Consider the following 21,479-nt stretch of genomic DNA (forward strand, 5'->3'; position numbering starts at 1 on the left):
GTCCGCTCGACTTGCATGTATTAGGCACGCCGCCAGCGTTCGTCCTGAGCCAGGATCAAACTCTCCATGAATGGTGTTTGACTTGCTCATTACTTAACTAGCTATTTAAAACTTGTTTGAATCGACGTGATTCATTTGTTCAGTTTTCAAGGAACTTGTTTGTCATAATTTGTCGTGACAAGATGTTATGTTATCAGCTTCTTCATTCTTTGTCAACAGCTTGTTTCACATTTTTATTTGCTTCGATGCGTTTCGCTATTGATGAGGTGTCTTCCGAAGCGACAAGAAATAATATACCATGTCCGATTTTGAAATACAACTTGTAATATATGACATTCTTCCTCCGCTTCATAAACAAACGCCGCAAGCCTTTTTTCAAAGACTCGCGGCGCTCCGGCATACTATGAAAACTCAGGCTTCGCCTAATAAACGGAGCAATTCGTCTTCGTCATCTATTACGGTAATGCCAAGATCACGGGCTTTGGTCAGCTTGCTTCCTGCGCTTTCCCCCGCAATAACGAAGTCCGTCTTTTTCGATACGCTGCCGCTGACTTTGGCGCCGAAGGCTTCAAGCTTCTTCGCCGCTTCATCACGCGACATTTTCGACAAGGTCCCCGTTAATACAACCGTCTTGCCGCTAAAAATGCTGTCCTGACGAACAACTGCCGGCTGCTCGGCTTCGGCTTTAACGCCAAGCTCGCGCATGCGGGCAATACTTGCCGCGATTACCGGATCGGCAAAATAACTCACGATACTGTCCGCTACGATTGCGCCAACGTCCTGTAGGCCTACAAGCTCTTCCGCCGTTGCCGACATGACGGCATCAAGGCTTCCGTAGTGGTCGGCAAGCATTTTGGTCGTCGCTTTCCCCGTGTTCGGAATGCCCAAGGCAAAGAGGAAGGCTGCCAGATCGCGGTCTTTGGATTTTTCAATGGCATCGAGCAGCTTGCGGGCTTTCTTGTCCCCGAAACGGTCCAGCTTAATCAAATCATCGTAACCAAGGGCATAGAGATCCGCAGGATCATGAACATCGCAGTCCGCATACAGCTGTTCTGCCGTCATTACGCTGAAGGCTTCGATATCCATCGCGTCACGGGATGAGAAATGGGTGATACGCCCGATAATTTGCGGCCGGCAGCCCAGCTTATTATTGCAAAACAGATGCGCTCCCCGCTGCTCCAGCTCGGTGCCGCAGGCCGGGCATACGGTTGGAAATACGATTTCCTGACCGGGCTCTTCGTCCACTTTGCCTAGTATTTCAGGGATTACATCGTTGGAGCGGCGAATGGACACAAGAGTGCCCAGGGCATACTTCAAGTTCTTCCGTTCAATGTCGCCGATATTGTTAAGCGTACAGTTCTGTACCGTAACTCCAGCTAGCTCAACGGCTTCCACGCGTGCCACCGGCGTGATTTTGCCCGTACGGCCCACTTCCCAGGAGACAGACTCCAGCACCGTTGCCGCCTCTTCCGCCTCAAACTTGAAGGCTACCGCCCAGCGCGGGAACTTATCGGTATAGCCCAGCGCCTCACGCGTACGCATATCCGTAAGCTTTACGACAGCGCCATCGATCAGGAAGTCGAGCTCCAAGCGCTTCTCGGCAATCCGCAGCAACTCTTCCTGCACTTCTTCAATCGTATCGAAATACAAGGCATACGGATTGACTTTAAACAGATTATCTTTCAAGAACTGCTGCATTTCCCGGTGATTCGCAAACGAAACGCCCTCCGCAAAGCCGACATTATAGAAGAAAGCGCTCAGCTTCCGCTCCGCCGTTACTTTCGGATTCAGGTTTCGAAGCGCGCCTGCCGCGGCATTGCGGGCATTTTTGAGCGGTTCTGCCGCCGTTTGGTTATATCGCTCCAGAACGGACAGATTCATAATCCCTTCCCCTTGCACTTCGATAATTCCATCTTTGAATGGAATAGTCAGCGGTACGGAACGAATGGTCTTCACCTGTGCCAGAATTCCCTCGCCAACCGCGCCGTTGCCGCGGGTGGATGCCTGAATAAGCTGGCCGTTCTCATAGGTCAGGTTGAGGGTCAAACCGTCGAATTTGAGCTCAACGACATAGTTGGGCTGCGGAAGAGGCTCCTCCTCCGGATGCTTCGCGTTATAGTCATTGATGGCTTTCAATACCCGCTGATTCCACGCCAGGAGATCTTCGGTATCCTGCGCCTTGTCGAGACTCCATAAGCGGGCCCGGTGACGGTGGGGCTCAAAGCCTTTGAGCAGTTCTCCTCCAACGCGCTGAGTAGGGGAATCGGGCAGTACAATGCCGGTAGCCGCTTCCAGCGCTGCCAGCTCGTCGTACAATTTGTCGTAGTCCGCGTCATTAATCGTCGGCTGGTCAAGCGTGTAATACGAATAATTATGGGCGGAAATTTCCGCCGCCAGCTCTTGCATGCGGCTCAACTGCTCAGGCGTTGCCGTCTGGTTTTCCATGGGAGGGTCCCATCCTTCCATCCAATTAGACTTTTGTTATTGGTGCAAATCCGGCCAAAAGCCGTTTGACGCCAACCGGCGCAGGGAAAGCGATTTGCAGCTCCATGTCGTTGCCCGTTCCTTTGACGGAAACGATGACGCCTTCGCCCCATTTGCCGTGCGCGACCTTGTCGCCGGCAACAAAGTTCCGGTCCGCGGCGTTCCCCGCGGCCGAACCGGCGGTAGCCGCCGCTTTCGCTGCTGCGTCAAGCGGCGTGCTCACGCGCACTCCCGCACCCGACGGTCCCGGGGTGCGGGCTCCGGCGCCGGACGCGCCGAAGGATGGCGCGCGCCCTGCGCCAAAGCCGGCGCTGCCGCCGCTGCTGCCAAAGCTTGCGCGGCTTGCGCCGCCGGCAAAGCTGCTCGCGGAGCGCCCAATCGTCCCGCCCGGCGAAGCCAGCGTCTTCACGTTGTCCGGCACTTCCTGCAGGAAACGCGAAGGCAGGTTGGCACTGATGCGGCCGAAGAGTGTCCGGCTGCGCGCGCAGGTCATGTAGAGCTGCTTTTCCGCACGGGTAATCCCCACGTAAGCAAGACGGCGTTCTTCTTCGAGCTCTTCGTTATCGTTTAACGCGCGGCTGTGCGGGAAGATGCTTTCCTCCATCCCGATAATAAAGACAACCGGGAACTCCAGGCCTTTCGCGCTATGCATCGTCATGAGAACAACGGAATTGTTGTCCGCCGGTTTCCCGTCATCATCCTTGTCCATGGAATCAATATCCGCGATAAGGGCAAGGTCCGTCAGGAAAGCGACTAATGTCTTGTCTTCATTGCGCTTCTCGAAATCCATCGTAACGGACAGGAACTCATCGATATTTTCCAGGCGGGCCGTCGACTCAAGGGTCTTCTCGCGCTGCAATTCAATGCGGTATTGCGACATCTCCAAGACCTTCTCCGTCAACTCGGTTACAGACAGATAGTCGACCATCTGCGTTAAATTATCGATCATATCCTTAAATTCGTGCAGCAGACCTTGCGCTCTGGCGTTCAGATCAATCCCTTGCAAATTGCCAAGCACGCTAAAGATAGACGTGCCTTGACGGACGGCTTCTTCCGCCAGCTTCGCTACCGTCGTATCGCCGATCCCCCGCTTTGGCACGTTGATGATCCGCTGCAAACTGATATCGTCGTCCGGATTCGAGATTAGTCTGAGATACGCGAGCAAATCCTTAATCTCTTTGCGGTCATAGAACTTGATGCCGCCGACAATTTGATACGGAATGTCCGACTTGATCAGAATTTCCTCGATTACGCGGGACTGGGCGTTGGTACGGTACAGAATGGCGTGATCATCGTATCTGCGGCCGCTTTTTACGTTTTTGCTGATCGTGCCGGTTACGAAATACCCTTCGTCATGCTCGGAGTCGGCCTGATACAAGGTAATCAGGTCGCCTTCTCCCTGATCGGTCCACAGCTTTTTCGGCTTGCGGCCCGTATTCAGCTTAATGACGGCATTTGCCGCTTCCAGAATGTTGGCCGTAGAACGGTAGTTCTGCTCGAGCATTATGGTACGGGCTTCCGGATAGTCATCCTCAAAGTTCAGGATGTTCGTAATGTCCGCTCCGCGCCAGCGGTAGATCGACTGGTCGCTGTCGCCGACAACGCAAATATTGTGATGCTTGTCAGCCAGCATGCGGCAAAGCATGTATTGCGCGCGGTTCGTATCCTGATACTCATCCACATGGATATAACGGAATTTGTTCTGGTAGAACTCCAGCACTTCCGGCATTTCCTTGAACAGCTGAATCGTCGTCATGATCAAATCGTCAAAATCCAGCGAGTTGTTGCTCTTCAGCCGCTTCTGATACATCTTAAATACTTTCGCCACAATATCGGTAAAATAATCGCCCGTCTTCTGCTCGTAGCGTTCCGGCGTAATGAGTTCGTTCTTCGCACCGCTGATCTCGGCCTGAACCGCTTTCGGCTCAAACTTTTTCACGTCGATATTAAGCTCTTTCATGCAATTGCGGATGACCGACAGCTGGTCGGCGGAATCCAGGATCGAGAAATTGGAAGTAAAGCCGATACGGTCGATATCCCTGCGGAGAATCCGCACGCACATGGAGTGGAAGGTAGAGACCCAAATATCCTGACCGGAAGGACCAATCAGCGCCGCTACCCTCGCCTGCATCTCCCTGGCGGCTTTATTGGTAAAGGTAATGGCCAAAATGCTCCAAGGCGCAACCCGCTTCTTCTCGATTAAATAAGCAATACGGTGCGTAAGCACCCGGGTCTTGCCGGATCCCGCCCCCGCCATGATAAGCAATGGTCCATCCGTCGCCTGAACGGCATCCCTCTGCGGAGGGTTCAGCTTCTGTACGGCTTGATCAATATTTATCGGATTAAACATAAATGTACTCCTTAATTATAAGTTCTGTTCGCATTGCGTTCGCTTCTTACTGTTAGTGTAGACAACGTCCAGTAATGTGTCAATTTGCAAATAAAAAGCTATTCCTAAAGCTTGTTCTTACGCTCTCGGAATAGCTCTGTGCTGCCTTGCATCTCTTGAAAAAGCTTCTGTCTTCAGCTTGCTTCGGGCATACGCTTGCCCGTTCACCGCCGAGCTGCCGCGCGGACGGCCTCAACGGTCGACAGCGCAGCCGCCAGGTCGTTGTAGATGACATTGCCAACCACGATGGTATCGGCAATGCCGGCTGCCTGCGCTGCGGTATCGGCATTATGAATGCCCCCGCCGTAAAAAAGCTGAGCCCCTTGAGCCGCATCCTTCGCTGCGCGGACCAAGGCCATATCGCCAAAACGCCCGCTATACTCGATATAAATGACCGGAAGATGCATCAGTCTCGCACCCATGCGGACATGGGCAACCACAGCCGTCTCGTCCAGCTCCGTGTCGGCGCCCGTAACGGCAGCAGCCGTTGCTTCATTATTGAGGATGATATAGCCCTGCGAAGCAGTCTCTTCCCACGGCACGAAAGAGCCGTATTCTTTAAGTCCTTCGATCTGGCGGCCGATAATCCACTCCGACTTGTCCGTGTTGAGGACGATCGGGACAAAATAACCGTCAAAGCCGGGAACGGCCCCGTCAAGGGTCGAAACCTCGAGGGCACAGTCCACCTCATAGCGGCGGATGCGCGCCATGAGGTCAACCGTATTTTCAAACGTAAGGCCGCTGGAGCCGCCAACTATGATCGCATCGGTTCCGGACATACAGACGGCATCTAAAGCCTCGTCCGAAATTTCCTTCTCCGGATCTAATTTGAACACATGTCTCCAGCCGCTGTACCATGCTCCACTCATAAAGGCGGTTCTCCTTATTTCACGAGCTGCCCGCGCGTAACGCCGAGCTGATTCGTTGCTTTTAACGTTTTCCATACCTTTGTGCCGCTGATTCGTCCGTCCAGCGCGTCACGGTACAAACCAAGCACTTCGCGTACTTTGTCCGCGGTCTCTTCCAAGAACTCAACGCGGTAGGAAGGAACGCCAAGCTCCAGGAAATTGCGGATATACTCGGCGCCCGATTGCTCGATGGCGTTGTACACCGTATTGCGGCAGCCTTCGTCTACCCGCACCGGATGGGACATCCCGATCCGGTCCTGCAGGGATGCGCGGTGATCCTCGCAAGGGCGCCCGCAGTTCGTATAATCGGTGCCTTCGCTCATGAATGTGCAATATACGCAATGCTCCGTATGGAACATCGGCAGATGCTGCTGAATAACGACTTCCAGCCGCGAGGTGTCGGATTGCTCGAGCATATCGACCATCTGCTGAATGTTCAGGTCATAGGACGGTGTAATCAGATCCAGGCCCGCTTCGGCAAATACTTCGACCGCTTTATGGTTCGCTACGTTAAGCGAAAAATCGCCGATCAGCTTAGGAAACGGCTTGCCCGGGTTCTCCGCGCGCGCACGAAGGTAGTAGTATAACGCCCCCGTATTGCGGACAAGCACGGCATCCGGCTGGAGTTTCAATATATTTGCATGGTAGCCGTTCTCTCCCGGCATATGAATGCGAGGCGTAGCCAGAGCAATAGGCTTGCCGGCTTTACGCGCTGTTTCGATTGCGGCAGGAAACTGCTTGATAAATTCAAAGTCCGCATAGATCATCTCGACATCCATTTGAACAGCTGCTTCAACCTGCTCCAGATTGCGGCAGAGAGCCGTCAATTTCGGCTCGGATACCTGCTGTTTGGAGGACTTGGCTTTTGCGACTGCGTTTGGCGCATCGTCAAGCGGATCGATCATATGCTTCACGTATACCGGCGGCTTCGGACGTTCGCCTGTCAGCTTCTCGACCGCTTCGCGGCGCATCCGGTTCAGCTCGCGTACGGGTACGATAACGTCGCCCTCAAGCGCGACCTCCAGCCGGTCCAGCTGATAGAGCGAGCCGCCAAGGCGGCCAAGCTGATCTTCAAGCAGCGCAGCGTCCATCGGACGTTTGTTCGCCTGCTCCAGCAGCAGCTCGGATTCAACCTCTACCGTGATGCCCTTTTGCACATCCGTCCACCAGGTGCGGAGCGGTTCGCCAACGCTGCCCGTTACTTTCAGATGCAGAGGGAATACGCGGTACGGCTTCTCGGTCTCGAACGTTGCGCGAAGACGCTTGTCGAGAGCAGGGTCATTCGTCTTCCAGATCTTATCGCCGACATGGACCTTGCGAAGATCTACGTCATTGCGTCCGGCAACGAGCTCAAGAAGAGTCCCTTCCTGTGCTTCGCCTTCAATTTTCTGGCCGTGACGCCGCAGGTCGTAGACGCGTCCGCCCTCTTCCTTCTTCGTTGGATCCCCGGCGTCAAATACGATACCGTCACCGCGCTTGAGCGGAGCTTCCAGGCGGATCGTCACCGCGTCGCGGAGAATACGCTCTACCCGGCCCAGATAAACGCCGCGGCTTTTCGGGAAGGTGCCGTCAACAAGCTGCTTGTTGTTCGTCCCTTTCAGGAAGCCATGGGTAAACCCGCGGGAGAAGCTTTGCTGCAGCTCGCGGACTTCCTCCTTCGAAGGGCCCGTGAGGTCACCCGCAAAATAGCTGTCAATCGCGCGGCGGTACTTGCTCACCACGTTCGCTACGTATTCCGGGCTTTTCAGACGGCCTTCAATTTTGAAGGAAGTTACGCCCGCTTGAATCAGTTCCGGAATCAGGTCGATAGCCGCCAGATCTTTCGGAGATAATAAGTAAGCGACATCGCCCATCGGCTTATGCTCGCCGTCTACCATCAGATCGTAAGGAAGACGGCAGGCCTGCGCGCATTCCCCGCGGTTCGCGGAACGGCCGCCCCACATCTCCGAGGTCAAGCATTGGCCCGAGTACGATACGCAGAGCGCGCCGTGCACGAATACTTCCATCGGAAGCTTGGCCTGTTCGCCGATCTTTTGAATTTGCTTCAGGTTATTCTCGCGACCGAGAACGACGCGTTCCATGCCGAAAGGCTTCGTGAATTCCACCGCCTCAGGCGAGGTGATCGTCATTTGCGTCGAGCCGTGGATCGGGAAATCCGGAGACAGCTCGCGGATCATTTTCACAAGACCCAAGTCCTGCACGATGACCGCATCCACGCCGGCATTGATGCACATTTCTATCAATTGCTTCGCATCCCGAAGCTCGTCTTCAAATACGAGAATATTAAAGGTCAAGAAACCTTTTACGCCATAGGTATGAAGAAACGCCATAATCTCCGGCAGCTCTTCGCTCCGGAAATTGTTTGCTCGAGCACGCGCATTAAACTTCTCTACGCCAAAAAAAATGGCATCCGCGCCGTTGGCCACTGCTGCGCGCATGCAATCCCAGTCGCCGGCAGGAGCCAGCAGCTCGATATCCTCTCGTTTTATATCTATCGTCATTCGACATTCATTCCTCCATTTGTAAACCTGCTATTGCTAGTTTATCAAACCGCGGCAGCAGATGCCACCACCCAATACTGGCAGGGAAGAGAAAAGAAGCCGATTCTCTGTCTGAGAACCGGCTTCTTTCCTTCTATCAGTCGTGATTATTGGAATTTGATCGATTTAACAATCGTGTCAAAACGATTTAAAGCGCTGGTTGTCGCATTCGCGTTATTAATGCCAAAGAGGAACATGATCGTATTGCCTTTGTTCTCTACGAAATAAAAAACATCCGTAATCGGAATATCGTCTTCCGTAACATCTTGAACCGAGAATTTAATGACATTCGCGCTTCCGATCTGGAAGGAGGTGCTGCCGGAGACCGTAACCCCTTCTTTCTGCAAGGATTGCTGAACGGATTGAGCTGTGCTTGAAGCGCTCATATCCTCGATATTTTGAAGAATCATGTGCCCGAAGCTATCGACGTAAGCAACGGAATCCTTGTTGAAATCGGTGTTAACCCCGAACCAATAAGCAGGAAGAGCAACCGAGTATCCGTATTTGGTACTTGTTTTGACGGTAACCTCGGAACGGTCTAAGTCAAACTCATCTTCCATTTGGCCATAATTTTTCTCCACGTATGCGGTATCGATATCTACCGTTGCCATCGTAGACTTAAATAACGCTTCCCCTTGCGAGCCTGTCTTGGAATCATAGTTGAAGTCAATCGCATAACGGTATTTGCCGGCAATCAGCAGCACCTCGTTAGCGGTGTACCACAATTTCTGGTCATAAGTGAACTCGTAGGTTAAAACAAGCGCATTGCCGTCTTTTAACGTAAGGGAAGAGGTTTTCTCGTTCTTAATGTAGTTCGGCAGGAAATCATCATGCAAAAGCTGTTGTCTCCGCGCAAGCCATTGCTGCGGGTTGTCCTGCTCTTTCACCGAGGAAATGCTAAAGGAGAAGTAACCGTCCTCGCTGACGTAAGTCGGGTTGCTGCTATCCTTGTCCATATACCAACCAGCGGGAAGCTTTAGAGACAAGCCGTATTCTTTGTTGTTAATAGACATCAAACCATTAGAGACCTTAGTGATATCTTTAATCGTTTTATCGTTACTGTCGAAGGACGGAATAAAGCTGTCAAGCAGCGATTGATAGGGATCCAGAGCGGTTTTATCCGTGCCGGCTACTCCGCCCATGACATAGTAAAGCGTATCGCCCTTCTGAAGAGCACGGTATTCGAACAGCAAACCGCGTTCGGTCGTTCTGGTAACCACTTTCTCGAAGTTAAGACCATTCACGGTAATAGTCCGTTTATCAATAACAACCTCGTCATCGCCTAACCAGCCGGATACGATCTTGTCCTGAATTTCGCTTTTGGTCAGAACGTCGGAAACCTTCTCCGTGGAAATAATTACGCTTGTGTCGCTTGTTGTGCTGCCCCAAATCACAAATGAGCCATCGTCATTTTGATTCAAGAGCTTCAGCCCTGGCGGATAGTTCATTGTCCAGCCATAGTAGCTGTCGCCGAACTTGGTTTTGCCATAGTCAGGGTCCAGGTTTGTCGAACCGCCGCCCGAATTGCTATTGCCGTTGCCGGATTGAGCAATAGTACCGGTGATTACGATTTCGCCCGTCTTCTTGTCTTTGCCGATCTTCGCGCCAAAGGCTTCAACGATAACACGCACCGGCACCATCGTTGTGCCTTTGATTACGACTGGAGCAACCGCCACCGTCTGGTCTTTGCCGTTTACCTTTACGGTTTTGCTGCCAATGGTTACGACTACGGTCTTGTTGTTGTAAGTAAGGGTAATAATTTTGTTGTCTTGCAGCTTCAGCTTTGCGCCGAAAGCTTTCGTGATAATGCTAAGCGGTACCATCGTTGTTCCTGCTTTTTCAAAAGGAGCCTGCACCGTCGATTGTTTTCCGTTAATCGCAACGGTCGAGCTGTTTGTTTTGAGGCGGATTTCTACGTTGCCGCTCGCGGAGTCGGCTGCGAAAGCCGCTGCCGGCACGATCGTTACGACCAGCAAGACCGCTAACAGCATAAACATAATTCGTTTCATCTTCATTCTCTCTACTCTCCCTATTTATTAAGGAATATAATATTAAGCCGTTGTCAGCGTCAGTTTACGGGTAACCAAATCGCCATCGATCATCATTGTTACTTCAATTTGTTGGCCGGGTAAATACGACTTCAAAAGCTCGTTCACTTCTACAATAGAAGAAATCTGGTGACCCGCTACGGAATACAGCACATCTCCAACCTGAATGCCAAGCTTCTTGGCCGAGTCCGATTTGACTGAGGTAACGGTTAAACCGTCATCGGTCGGCAAACCAACGATAGCCGCATAGCTCTCTTCCAACCCGATTCCTAGGGAAGAGCGCTTCACATAGCCGTACTTGAAGAAATGTCCCGTTACGTAGGAAACGGTATCCACCGGAATCGAAAAGCCCATGTTATCGATGCCTTCATCCACGAATTTCATGGAATTGATGCCGATGACTTCGCCTTTCATATTCACCAGCGGGCCGCCGCTATTGCCAGGGTTAATCGCGGCATCCGTCTGCAGCAGACGGTAATAGGAGGATACCGAGCGGTTCATGCCGCTGAGTACGCCCGTTGTTGCCGTGTTGCGAAGCGAGAAGGAGACAGGCGTGCCGATGGCAATAACCGTCTCGCCGACTTTCGCTTGCAGCGGCGATGCCGCAAACTTTGCTACCGGCAGCTTGGTCGCGTTGATTTTGACAAGCGCCAGATCGCTTACTTCGTCGACATTGCTTCTTTTCCCGCTGTATTGCTTGCCGTCCGCGGTTACAACCGTAATGTTGGTCAAGTCTTTTACGACATGGGCGTTGGTCAAAATCCAGCCGTCGGCTTTCATGATAACGCCTGTCCCATGTGCCAAAACATAACGCTGATCGCCGCCGTCCGCCGGCTTGCCGATGATTCCTACAACGGAAGGAGAGACTTTGCTGACGACAGACGGTACATCTGCCGGAGGAGTGTAGGCATAAGTCTTGGTTGACGCATCGTAAGCGCCCGTACCTCCCAAAGCACTCGTCAGCGACGATGCCTTGACGTACACCTCTCCGTTAATCTTGGTCGCGCTCATTTTCATTGTTCCGGGACTTGTTGCCGTTCCCGCTGCAAACGCTGAACCGGCTACCAATAGCCCTCCCGTTAGGACGATGGCGCCTGCGCGAAGCATACTACGTTTCACTCTATCACTCTCCCAGATCCAATCAAAAACGAGAATCCATTTATAGGAAACACGTTCTAAATGTATCATGCCAAAGTACTAGACAACAAGCAGAATTTGTAAAACATAAATCTGAATGTTATGTAAAGAAATTGTTAATTCAAACATCCTTTTTCTAACGGACTAAAATCCAAAAATACGACATCATATAACCTTTTGTTCAGCTGAATTTTGACGTGATTTTTTAGACCTCTCGCAAGCGGAACACGCAATCTTGCCGCGCCTCGTGAATGCTTTCATTTGAATTGCCTAGTTTATATGCGATTTTGGTTTTTCTTTCGTAAAAATTAGATATACGCGCGACTAGAATGCTATAATAGGGACAGCCAAACCTTAGGAGGTAATAATAATGAAATTAGGCGTATTTGCCGTACTTTTCTCGCAAAAACCATTTGAAGAAGCACTCGACTATATCGCTGCCAAAGGTCTTGAAGCGGTAGAGCTTGGTACAGGCGGCTACCCTGGCAACGCGCATTGCGACCCGGATGCACTGCTTGCCGACGCCGGCAAATTGAAAGCGTTTAAACATGCGGTAGAATCGCGTGGACTGATGATCAGCGCGCTTAGCTGCCACGCTAACCCGCTTCACCCGCAAAAAGCGATTTCCAGCGCGGACGATGCGATTATTCGTAAAACCATCGAGCTGGCTAACCGCCTTGAGGTACCTGTTGTAAACACCTTCTCCGGCTGCCCTGGCGACCATGAGGATGCAAAATATCCGAACTGGCCGGTTGCTCCATGGCCAAACGATTTCCAAGAGATCCTCGCTTGGCAATGGGAGAAAAAAGTTATTCCATATTGGTCTGAAATCGGCGGTATCGCTGAGCAAAACGGCGTAAAAATCGGCCTCGAGCTGCATGGCGGCTTCTCCGTCCATACGCCTGCTACCCTGCTTCGCCTTCGCGAAGCTGCAGGCAAAGCAATTGGCGCCAACCTTGACCCCTCCCACATGTGGTGGCAAGGCATCGACCCTGTCGAAGCAATCAAAATCCTGGGCCGCGAAAACGCGATCCATCACTTCCATGCGAAGGACACTTCCATTGATTTCAACAACGTGAACAAACACGGCGTAACGGACATGCAGTCCTACACACTGATGCTGGACCGCGCTTGGCAGTTCCGCTCCGTTGGCTTTGGCCACGACCTGAAAACTTGGGCAGACATCATCAGCACGCTGCGTCTCGTTGGCTACGACTACGTTGTCAGCATCGAGCATGAAGACGGCCTGATGTCCGTTGAAGAAGGCTTCTCTAAAGCTGTTCAAAACCTGCAGCAAGTTCTGATTAAAGAGCCTGTTGGCGATATGTGGTGGGTATAATTCGATTGTGACTGATATTCGCTGCGCAAAAGTATGTTTCTTCCGATCGCTGTTGACCGCCGGATTTCTTTGAATTAACCGCTATGCGGTTGAAATCCTCGGTCAAAGGCGAACGTTAGCGCTTCTCCAGAAACATACTTTCGCTCCGCTCACTCAAGACACAAACGAATTAAAGAAGAAAGCAGAAAAACAGCCTGCCTGGCTTATGCCGGGCAGGCTGTTTGATTGGAATACGTCCGTTTATAAATGCTCGACTGATGCAAAGTCTAAAATTTGAAACTTGCCCTTTTCCCAGCTTAATATCGTCACAGAACATTCAACGATTAATTGGCTCTGTACGGTAACAAAATCAGGATGCCAAACAGTTAGTTCATTAATTGGAAAAGAATGAACCATGAAATCCGTTATTAATCCTCCATGCGTAACAACTACAATGTTGCTTTGAAAAGGCTGCGTCTCTGCTAACTCTGTTAATAATGACGCTAATCTCTTACCCGCCTGCTTTGATGTATCGCCTATAGGCGGTATATATTCAGGCTCATGCGTACAACGCTCCCACATGGCAACAAACTCTTCAAAAGTTTGTCCCGGCAGGTCTCCCCAGTTAGCGCGTTCCCGCAAACGAACATCAACTTCTATCGGTAATTTCTTTTCCTGAGCGATACATTGGGCAGTTTCTTTAGCTCGCTGGAGAGGACTTGAATAAATCGCTGTAACAGGTGCATGATTAAATCGTTTTGCTGTAGACTCTGCTTGCTTTATCCCCTCATCGGTTAATTTTACATCCCCGATTGCTTTTTCTTTTATGCCATGTCTAACAAGAAAAAATATTGTACTCATGACTAGATCACCTGCACCGTAACAGAATTAGGACAACGTCTCCCACTTCGCCCACATCTCTTGCGGGTTAAGCTCGTAGATTTCGTTCTCCCGGAACATAAACTGGTGCATGATAAATTCGCGGCGGATTGTCGCGAAATCCTGGTGGAAGCCTTTGATGAATTCGTTAAGCTCCTTCTCCGTGTATTTACGCCCCTTCTCCAGCTTGAAGACCATATACTCGAGTATAATAAGCTTTTTCTTAAGCTGAGCCGGAATAGACTTCAGCTGCCCCGCAGCAGTGATGAAGTTCTTGATCACGGACTGCCTTACGCGCTCAAATTCCTCGTTCATTTGTTCTTCTCCTCCTTTCTGTTGAGATGTCCGGTAAATCAAATTAGCCGCAGCATTAGAGCCATTCTTAATAAAGTAGTCATTTAGCGAAAAGTAGATCGTGTTCTTCTCTCTCCGTTCATTTATCAAGCTTGCTTCACGAAGCTTGGCTGCGTGATGAGTGACGGTAGCCGGCGTTACGCCTAGCTTCTCCGCCAATACCTGCCCGTTGAGCTCTCCTTCGGCAAGCAGGATCAGAAGCCGGATACGTGTCGGATCCGCTAATGCTTTATGGTAGTTCACTACCTTATCCAACTGCATGGAATCTTCCCTTCCTTTCACAGATCTAATTTAATATTTATCTAATTAGATGACTATTAAATAAGATAATAAAGGATCTCCTAGCATATGTCAATCGGGAAACGAAAAAGCGCCAGCCCATTTTCCTCTCGGTTCATGAGCTGGCGCTTATAAATGTAAAAAGCCTGCCGGAGAGCCGGCAGGCCTTGTATTTATGCCATCCAAACTTTAAAAATCATAATGTAGTCTATGTAAAGAAACAAAAGCAAAGCTATCGTAGTGAATCCGATTGCAAATACATTTTTCTTAGGGCGAGCTTTTACTAAACGTACAAAGCCAATCAAGATTAAAATGGTAAACGCAAGCATGAACCAGTCAAATGTATTGATGTTGCTGGTCGATTTAGCTGCTTCCTCTGCTGCCAAAAACATCGAGTGACCCCCTTTTATTCGCACGTAGCCTATATTACCTCTATGTTATCTTCAAGTGGCAAATCATGCAAGTCCGATTCAGATTTCGTAACAAGTTTGTCACGTTTTCCCACATTTATTCTTTAAAACGTTGCCATACCAGTATACTCTGCAAGTTAATTTGTCCAATTCTGCCTCTATTTATAACTAAACATACAAAAGAGACTCTCCCTCCCTGCCGGATAAGAAGAGCCTCTCTTGCCTTACGTTTACTCCACGGCGCCTGCCGCTACGCTTTCCTCGACTGCGCGGTGCCGGTTCACCGTGCGTTCGCGGTCTCGCTCCATAATAGGCTTCAAATACTTACCCGTATAAGAGCCGGTCACTTTAACGACATCCTCAGGCGAACCTGACGCAACAATGGTGCCCCCGCCGTTTCCGCCTTCCGGTCCCAGATCGATCAGATAATCGGCTGTCTTGATCACATCGAGGTTATGCTCAATGACAAGAACCGACTCTCCGGAATCAACGAGGCGGTGCAGGACCGTAAGCAGACGGTCGATATCATCGACATGAAGTCCTGTTGTTGGTTCGTCCAAAATGTATAGCGTCTTGCCGGTGCTGCGGCGGTACAGCTCGGAAGCCAACTTCACGCGCTGCGCTTCGCCGCCCGACAAAGTGGTCGCCGGTTGGCCTAAGGTCATGTAGCCGAGACCGACATCAAGCAGAGTCTGGAGCTTCCGGTGGATACGAGGAATATTCTCGAAAAACTTCGTTGCGTCCTCGATTGTCATCTCCAGTACTTCGGCGATATTTTTGCCCTTGTACTTCACTTCCAGGGTCTCGCGGTTATAACGCTTGCCTTTGCAAATCTCGCAAGGGACGTATACATCCGGGAGGAAGTGCATCTCAATCTTGATGATGCCGTCGCCTCTGCAGGCTTCGCAGCGCCCGCCCTTCACGTTAAAGCTGAAGCGGCCTTTCTTGTATCCGCGAACCTTCGCTTCATTGGTTGTGGAGTAGAGATCGCGTACATCATCGAATACGCCCGTGTAAGTAGCCGGGTTCGAACGAGGCGTACGGCCAATCGGAGATTGGTCAATATCAATAACCTTCTCCAAATGCTCAAGACCGCGTAATTCCTTGTATTCGCCTGGACGTACCTTCGCCTTGTTCAGGTCGCGGGCTAACGTCTTATACAGAATCTCATTCACGAGCGTAGATTTGCCCGAACCGGATACGCCTGTAACGGCCGTAAAAATGCCCAGCGGGATCTTCACGTTAACGCCGCGCAGGTTATTTTCCTTGGCGCCCCGGATTTCCAGCCACTTCTCACCGGTCTTACGGCGTTCGAGCGGAACCTCGATAAACTTCTTCCCGCTCAAATATTGGCCGGTCAGCGAGTTATCGTCCTTCATAATTTCCTCAGGGCTTCCCTCGGCGGTTACCATGCCGCCGTGAATACCCGCGCCTGGCCCGATATCAATAATATAATCGGCGGCAAGCATCGTGTCTTCGTCATGCTCGACGACAATGAGCGTATTGCCAAGATTGCGCATATGCTCCAAGGTCTCGATAAGACGGTCATTATCCCGTTGATGCAGACCAATGCTTGGCTCGTCCAGTATATACAGTACGCCCATTAGACTGGAACCAATCTGCGTGGCCAGACGAATCCGCTGCGCTTCTCCGCCGGACAAAGTGCCTGCGGCACGGCTCATCGACAAATATTCCAGGCCGACGTTCACAAGGAAGCCTAATCGGCTGTTGATCTCTTTCAGGATGAGGTGAGCGATCTTCAGCTCTTTCTCGTTTAAGGTAAGGGAATCAAAGAAACGCTGCGCTTCGCCAATCGATAACGAAGTTACAAAGGAAATATTTTGTCCGTTAATCGTAACGGCAAGGCTTTCTTTCTTCAAACGATGGCCTTTGCAGGTACCGCATGGCTTCGCGCTCATATAAGCTTCGATGTATTCGCGGATGCCTTCGGAAGCCGTCTCCCGGTAGCGGCGCTCCAGATTATGAACAATTCCTTCGAAAGGAACGTAAGCTTCCTTCCGGTGGCCAAAGTCGTTCTCGTACAGGAACCGTACACGCTCGCCGCCCGTGCCGAACATCAGCTTCTTCATCTGATCGGCCGTCAGATCCGATACCGGTACGTCTTGCGGAATATGGTAATGCTGGCACACTGCGCTCAGGAATTGCGGGTAGTAATTGGACGTGCTTCCCGCCCATGCTTCGAACGCTCCATCGCTAATCGCTTTGCTAGAGTCCGGAACAAGCAGGTCAGGGTCAACAATCATCTTCACGCCAAGACCGTCGCATTCCGGGCAGGCACCGTACGGACTGTTGAAAGAGAACATGCGGGGAGCCAGCTCCTCAATACTGAAGCCGCATTCCGGACAAGCCAGGTTGGAGCTGAAGAGCAGCTCCTCTTGGTCAATAATATCAACAATAACACGGCCGTCGGCCAGCTTCAGCGCAGTCTCCAAGGAATCCGCCAATCGGCCTTGAATATCCGCCTTCACCACGATACGGTCGATAACCACTTCAATATTATGCTTCTTGTTCTTCTCGAGCTCGATCTTCTCGCTAAGCTCCCGAAGCTCGCCATTTACCCGGACGCGGACATAGCCCTGTTTCTGGATATCGGCAAGCAGCTTGGTATGCTCGCCCTTACGGCCGGAAACAAGCGGAGCCAGAATTTGCAGCTTCGTCCTCTCCGGATATTCCATAATGCGGTCAACCATCTGCTCTACGGTCTGCGAAGTAATCTCGATGCCATGATCCGGGCAATGCGGTCTTCCGACCCGGGCATAAAGCAAACGCAAATAATCGTAAATTTCCGTTACCGTACCCACCGTCGATCGCGGGTTGCGGCTTGTTGTCTTCTGGTCAATGGAAATCGCCGGAGACAAGCCGTCAATGGAATCGACATCCGGTTTCTCCATCTGTCCGAGAAACTGCCGGGCATAAGCGGACAACGACTCTACGTATCTGCGCTGGCCTTCGGCATAAATCGTATCGAAAGCAAGCGAGGATTTACCGGAGCCGCTTAGTCCCGTCAGCACGACAAATTTGTCGCGCGGTATGGTAACATCGATATTTTTCAAATTGTGGGCTCGAGCCCCTTTGATTACAATCTTGTCGCTAGCCACTTCTTACGTTCCTCCCATTCCTTGTCTCTAGCCCATCTCCGCTTTCAGTTCCAGCAAAGCGTCACGCAGCTCCGCGGCTCTCTCGAACTGCAGATTCTTCGCCGCGTCCTTCATCTCGGCTTCCAGCCTTTGCAGCAAAGCTTGGCGTTCCTTCTTCGACATCTTCTCGGAGCCTACGCCAGTCAAATATTCCGACTTCTCCTCGGCCACTTTCGTCGCCTTTATATCATCATGCACTTTCTTGCGGATCGTCTGAGGCGTAATGCCATGTTCTTCGTTATATGCGATTTGGATGGTACGGCGGCGCTCCGTCTCCTTAAGCGCCTTATCCATGGAATCGGTAATCTTATCCCCGTACATGATAACCCGGCCATCGCTATTGCGCGCAGCTCTGCCAATCGTTTGAATGAGCGAGCGTTCGGAACGAAGGAAGCCTTCTTTGTCCGCATCCAATATCGCAACAAGGGATACTTCCGGTAAATCGAGACCCTCCCTCAAGAGGTTAATCCCCACAAGCACATGGAATGTACCGAGACGCAGGTCGCGAAGGATGGCGATCCTCTCCAGCGTCTTTATATCCGAGTGCAAATAACGCACTTTGATGCCGATTTCTTTGAAATAATCCGTCAGGTCCTCGGCCATCTTCTTCGTCAGCGTGGTGACAAGGACGCGTTCATCCTTGGCTATCCGGTCGCGGATCTCGATTAACAGATCATCGATTTGCCCTTTCGTCGGACGAACCTCAATAATTGGATCCAGCAGGCCTGTCGGACGGATAATCTGTTCAACCATCGTTGGACAGTGTTCCAGCTCGTAAGGTCCCGGTGTCGCCGACACATAAATCTGCTGTTTGGCCTTCTCCTCGAATTCCTCGAAGCGCAGCGGCCGGTTATCCAGCGCGGACGGCAGACGGAAGCCGTGATTAACGAGCATTTCCTTCCGCGCGCGGTCACCATTGTACATAGCCCTAATCTGCGGCAGGGTAACATGCGATTCGTCAATGACGATCAGCATATCGTCCGGAAAATAATCCATCAGCGTATACGGCGTTGCCCCGCGCTCCCGGAAGGTCAAAGGTCCCGAATAGTTCTCGATGCCGGAACAGAAGCCCATTTCCGCCATCATCTCGAGGTCGTAACGAGTGCGCTGCTCCAGACGCTGCGCTTCCAGCAGCTTGCCTTCCTCCCGCAGCTCCGCAAGACGTTCCTCCAGCTCACGCTCGATATTGCCAAGGGCAATCTTCATGGTTTCTTCATGGGTAACGAAGTGAGACGCCGGGAAGATGGCAACATGATCGCGTTCGCTTACAATCTCGCCGGTAAGCACATCGATTTCCGTAATCCGTTCGATCTCGTCGCCAAACAGCTCGACCCGGATCGCCCGTTCATTGTTGGCAACCGGAAAAATCTCTACGATATCGCCGCGGACGCGGAACGTACCGCGGATAAAGTTAATGTCATTGCGCTGGTACTGAATATCCACCAGCTTATGAAGGATCGTATCTCTGGACTTCTCCATGCCTACCCGCAGCGACAAGACCAGACTGCCGTACTCGGAAGGCGAACCGAGACCGTAAATGCAGGAAACGCTCGCTACGATAATGACGTCCCTGCGTTCGAACAAGGAACTGGTCGCGGAGTGGCGCAGCTTGTCGATCTCGTCGTTAATGCTGGAATCCTTCTCAATGTAGGTGTCTGTAGATGGAATATAGGCCTCAGGCTGAAAATAATCATAATAGCTGACAAAATAACTTACTGCATTGTCCGGGAAAAATTCCTTAAACTCGCTGCACAGCTGTGCCGCGAGCGTCTTGTTGTGGGCAATAACCAGCGTCGGCCGGTTAAGCTGCGCTATCGTATTGGCAATCGTATACGTCTTGCCCGTCCCCGTCGCGCCAAGCAGGGTCTGCTTGGCTTCTCCGTTTTTCACGCCTTCAACAAGTTTTCTGATGGCTCCCGGCTGATCGCCCTGCGGCGTGTAATCCGACTTTAATTGAAATAATTGCTCCGAAATCTCATTCACTTGCGTCATCCACCCCGTTTCCCTTACTCATCAATCATTATAGTCAATATATATAAGCGTAAACGGCATCAACGTCCTTGAAACTTAGAAGAAGCAGGCAACCGTCTCGCGGCCAAATCGATACGCGCACAGCATATCCGAATGTGTGTTCCCCTCTATTATAGACGTCTATAGAGGCTGATGCAAACATAAAATCAAAGGGCTTTCCCTAAGCAGCCGCCCAGGAAAAGCCCCGTTTCTATTCAGACATTCAAAGTACCCGAGCGATCTTCATCCTCCGCGTAAACGCCGCGGCTGCGCTTTGCCGTCCTTGCGCGGCGCAGTAGATCGATCAGCGTTGCCGGCTCCGCCGCAGCATAATATGTCGCCCGCTCATCGGGAGATAAGATAACCCCGAGCTGATGATGCTCCCCTTCATAACGGGCCCGCTGAACAAACTTGATCTCGCCGTCTCTGTTCAGCACCTCAAGCTTATACATCGCCGAATTGTTCTGCAGCGCTTCGTGAAGGTCTTCTTTCGTGAACACCTTGATGCCGTTCACCTTCGAAATAATCTCGCCGGCGTGCAGCTTCATTCCCTCAGCCGGCGTACCCGGCACGATACCCAGAATACGCAAGCCGCGATGATCATTCACGTATAGCGGGCTTTGCGCGGATTCCACGACACGGCTGCGCCAGATGATAGCCTCATGCAGAAGCAGCGAACATAAAGCGGCAAGCGGCAGCAGGGCCGGCAGCCACCAGGCGAGCAGCGCCGCACCGGTCAGCAGCAGGCTGTACCACATAAGCCCTTTTGCCGCATGGCGGGCTTTCGTCTCAGGCAGCATGGTACGCGTCATTTCGCTGAAGCCGATAATCATCGGCAAGGCCGCAACGGTCCAGCCCTGCGTCCAATCGCCGCCGAATAAAGGCGTCCAAGGCAGATCCACAACCGATGTCCCTCCGGTTGCCGGCACGAGCAGCAGCAGCGGAACAGGCCAGAAGCCCTGCAGCATATAGCCGCCTACTAGCTTCCCCCGCTTCCCCTCGAGGAAAAGCGGAGTAGCCAGCTTGCTTCCTTGTCTCCGGACAAGGAAGGCTTCTACAAGATGAAGAAGCGCCACCAGTACGAAAATCCCCGGCATATCAAGTCCGGCAAGCGAGGTCGCTGCGTCTCCGAGCCATCCGCCGCTATTCTCGAGCGAAGTGAAACCGACGATCCATTGCAGGAGCGCCAATGCTCCCGCACCGTAAGCAAAGCACAGATAGCGGATGCGGAACATGAGCAGCACAACCGCAGAACCCCATAGCCATAAAACAGCGTCCCCGGTTAGAGTTATGCCGATAAAGGCTCCTGCCACGGAAGCGAGCAACCCGGCCGCAAGTCCGGTTAGAGCCGCCTTGGCCACCAGCCGCGGCCAGATGTGCAGCCTCACGGCGAACATCCGTCTTTCCAGACTGATCTGCCGCGTGTACTGAAGGATAATAAATAATACAGCAATATAATAAAAAGGCTGCGCAAGCAAATGTACAAATGCCCGGCCGAACTGGTCTAGTAATGCATGGACTGCATCCAATCGCCACACTCCCATCCTCATCCAAAATAAAAGGCT

The 21,479-nt window shown here is 51.7% G+C and carries 13 protein-coding genes and 1 rRNA gene; 1 reads left to right on the plus strand and 13 read right to left on the minus strand.

The features are described from left to right. The 7 genes from FHT67_RS21805 to FHT67_RS21835 form a co-directional block, all read right to left on the minus strand. Nucleotides 1-71: ribosomal RNA gene (locus FHT67_RS21805) — 16S ribosomal RNA — on the minus strand; the annotation flags it as partial. A 340-nt stretch (nucleotides 72-411) separates the two neighbouring features. Further along, entirely contained in the window at nucleotides 412-2,445 is a 2,034-nt protein-coding gene (ligA, locus tag FHT67_RS21810) for an NAD-dependent DNA ligase LigA (RefSeq protein ID WP_167201329.1), read from the minus strand. 25 nt (nucleotides 2,446-2,470) lie between these two features. Beyond that, complete coding sequence (gene pcrA, locus FHT67_RS21815; protein ID WP_167201330.1) at nucleotides 2,471-4,834, minus strand: DNA helicase PcrA; 2,364 nt, start codon at nucleotides 4,832-4,834, stop codon at nucleotides 2,471-2,473. 203 nt (nucleotides 4,835-5,037) lie between these two features. Then, nucleotides 5,038-5,742 carry a heptaprenylglyceryl phosphate synthase gene (gene pcrB, locus FHT67_RS21820; RefSeq protein ID WP_167201331.1) on the minus strand — a complete coding sequence of 235 codons (705 nt, stop codon included), beginning with the start codon at nucleotides 5,740-5,742 and terminating at the stop codon, nucleotides 5,038-5,040. Between the two features lie 14 nt (nucleotides 5,743-5,756). After that, a complete protein-coding gene (locus tag FHT67_RS21825) occupies nucleotides 5,757-8,282 on the minus strand; it encodes a U32 family peptidase (RefSeq protein ID WP_167201332.1) in 2,526 nt (841 codons plus the stop codon). 146 nt (nucleotides 8,283-8,428) lie between these two features. Next, the gene (locus tag FHT67_RS21830; protein WP_167201333.1) at nucleotides 8,429-10,336 is read right to left on the minus strand and encodes a copper amine oxidase N-terminal domain-containing protein; all 1,908 of its coding nucleotides are present in this window, start codon (nucleotides 10,334-10,336) and stop codon (nucleotides 8,429-8,431) included. Between the two features lie 36 nt (nucleotides 10,337-10,372). After that, nucleotides 10,373-11,488, minus strand: coding sequence for a trypsin-like peptidase domain-containing protein (locus FHT67_RS21835; protein ID WP_167201334.1), 1,116 nt, complete (start codon nucleotides 11,486-11,488; stop codon nucleotides 10,373-10,375). Between the two features lie 388 nt (nucleotides 11,489-11,876). Between FHT67_RS21835 and FHT67_RS21840 the strand changes: the two genes are divergently transcribed. Continuing rightward, complete coding sequence (locus FHT67_RS21840; RefSeq protein ID WP_132308913.1) at nucleotides 11,877-12,845, plus strand: sugar phosphate isomerase/epimerase family protein; 969 nt, start codon at nucleotides 11,877-11,879, stop codon at nucleotides 12,843-12,845. A 240-nt stretch (nucleotides 12,846-13,085) separates the two neighbouring features. Here the strand turns inward: FHT67_RS21840 and FHT67_RS21845 are convergent, their stop codons facing one another. The 6 genes from FHT67_RS21845 to FHT67_RS21870 form a co-directional block, all read right to left on the minus strand. Beyond that, nucleotides 13,086-13,685 carry a histidine phosphatase family protein gene (locus tag FHT67_RS21845; protein WP_167201335.1) on the minus strand — a complete coding sequence of 200 codons (600 nt, stop codon included), beginning with the start codon at nucleotides 13,683-13,685 and terminating at the stop codon, nucleotides 13,086-13,088. Between the two features lie 27 nt (nucleotides 13,686-13,712). After that, complete coding sequence (locus FHT67_RS21850) at nucleotides 13,713-14,318, minus strand: DUF2087 domain-containing protein (protein WP_167201336.1); 606 nt, start codon at nucleotides 14,316-14,318, stop codon at nucleotides 13,713-13,715. A gap of 191 nt (nucleotides 14,319-14,509) precedes the next feature. Beyond that, nucleotides 14,510-14,728, minus strand: coding sequence for a hypothetical protein (locus FHT67_RS21855; RefSeq protein ID WP_116393576.1), 219 nt, complete (start codon nucleotides 14,726-14,728; stop codon nucleotides 14,510-14,512). A gap of 248 nt (nucleotides 14,729-14,976) precedes the next feature. Beyond that, on the minus strand, nucleotides 14,977-17,865 hold the full coding sequence (gene uvrA, locus FHT67_RS21860) for an excinuclease ABC subunit UvrA (protein WP_167201337.1): 2,889 nt from the start codon (nucleotides 17,863-17,865) through the stop codon (nucleotides 14,977-14,979). A 27-nt stretch (nucleotides 17,866-17,892) separates the two neighbouring features. Further along, nucleotides 17,893-19,896 (minus strand): excinuclease ABC subunit UvrB, encoded by a 2,004-nt coding sequence (gene uvrB, locus FHT67_RS21865; RefSeq protein ID WP_207918159.1) that lies wholly within the window; start codon nucleotides 19,894-19,896, stop codon nucleotides 17,893-17,895. A gap of 233 nt (nucleotides 19,897-20,129) precedes the next feature. Beyond that, the gene (locus FHT67_RS21870; protein ID WP_167201338.1) at nucleotides 20,130-21,443 is read right to left on the minus strand and encodes a PDZ domain-containing protein; all 1,314 of its coding nucleotides are present in this window, start codon (nucleotides 21,441-21,443) and stop codon (nucleotides 20,130-20,132) included. Nucleotides 21,444-21,479: the final 36 nt, after the last annotated feature.

The organism is Paenibacillus sp. BK720 (genome assembly GCF_011761545.1).
GTDB lineage: Bacteria > Bacillota > Bacilli > Paenibacillales > Paenibacillaceae > Pristimantibacillus.

What these genes read in the sequence shown, in the direction of transcription:
- pcrB (WP_167201331.1), bottom strand. Translation starts at nt 5,742, where the DNA reads ATGAGTGGAGCATGGTACAGCGGCTGGAGACATGTGTTCAAATTAGAT.
- uvrB (WP_207918159.1), bottom strand. Translation starts at nt 19,896, where the DNA reads ATGACGCAAGTGAATGAGATTTCGGAGCAATTATTTCAATTAAAGTCG.
- FHT67_RS21840 (WP_132308913.1), top strand. Translation starts at nt 11,877, where the DNA reads ATGAAATTAGGCGTATTTGCCGTACTTTTCTCGCAAAAACCATTTGAA.
- FHT67_RS21825 (WP_167201332.1), bottom strand. Translation starts at nt 8,282, where the DNA reads ATGACGATAGATATAAAACGAGAGGATATCGAGCTGCTGGCTCCTGCC.
- FHT67_RS21845 (WP_167201335.1), bottom strand. Translation starts at nt 13,685, where the DNA reads ATGAGTACAATATTTTTTCTTGTTAGACATGGCATAAAAGAAAAAGCA.
- FHT67_RS21850 (WP_167201336.1), bottom strand. Translation starts at nt 14,318, where the DNA reads ATGCAGTTGGATAAGGTAGTGAACTACCATAAAGCATTAGCGGATCCG.
- FHT67_RS21855 (WP_116393576.1), bottom strand. Translation starts at nt 14,728, where the DNA reads ATGTTTTTGGCAGCAGAGGAAGCAGCTAAATCGACCAGCAACATCAAT.
- ligA (WP_167201329.1), bottom strand. Translation starts at nt 2,445, where the DNA reads ATGGAAAACCAGACGGCAACGCCTGAGCAGTTGAGCCGCATGCAAGAG.
- pcrA (WP_167201330.1), bottom strand. Translation starts at nt 4,834, where the DNA reads ATGTTTAATCCGATAAATATTGATCAAGCCGTACAGAAGCTGAACCCT.
- FHT67_RS21830 (WP_167201333.1), bottom strand. Translation starts at nt 10,336, where the DNA reads ATGAAGATGAAACGAATTATGTTTATGCTGTTAGCGGTCTTGCTGGTC.